Origin of the sequence: Enterobacter sp. RCC_40 (assembly GCF_041360735.1) — a bacterium.
In the GTDB taxonomy this organism is placed as follows: domain Bacteria; phylum Pseudomonadota; class Gammaproteobacteria; order Enterobacterales; family Enterobacteriaceae; genus Enterobacter; species Enterobacter ludwigii.
Genome location: NZ_JBFUPR010000016.1, coordinates 1 through 608 on the forward strand (window position 1 = coordinate 1; position 608 = coordinate 608).

A 608-nucleotide genomic window follows, 5' to 3' on the forward strand; every position below is an offset into this window, starting at 1 on the left:
ACACGTACAGCCTGAGGACTGGTGATACTCACCCCTTCAGGCGCATTCAATATGATCCCTGGTTTAGCAAGCTCTTTGAGAGCTGCGTTAAGCGTCTGCTGACTTGCAGTATCTGCTGGCAGGGCATCAGCCCCTTCAGCTGCAGATGACAAACTTTTTGCTATCGTCAGAGCATTTTCCAGCTGGGCAATCGCCTCTTGCATGGAAAGCATCTTGTCCCCGGCAAACGGCTGTTTATCTGCAGTGATAAATACCCCGGCCCCTCCGCGAATGGAAACGTGTCGGTCAGTACGTAACTCAGCGCCTTCGCCACGAAGTTCGCGGGAAGCGTTAACGTTGTGCCCTAAATTAAGTTGGGTCTTACCTCCGTATTCTGTACTGAGCTTGACGTGCTCTTCGCCGCGCTTGTCCTCCATCCGCAGCTTGTTCAGGCCAGCTGTGCGGATAACGTTGCGCGTACTGTTGGCTTCAGTGACGTGGTCAACGTGGCGGGAGTCATGCATTGCGTGCGCTATATAAGGACGGTCCGGATCGCCTTCGTGGAATGCAATGGCAACTTCAGTGCCCTGTATCAGCGGGAAGTGGAAGCCGTATTTGTCACCGCCGTA

General features: G+C 53.9%; 1 protein-coding gene. It reads right to left on the reverse strand.

What is annotated here, in order from left to right; genetic code table 11:
- Positions 1–608: type VI secretion system Vgr family protein (locus AB6731_RS22905; protein ID WP_371006839.1), on the reverse strand; the 608-nt coding region annotated here is incomplete at both ends.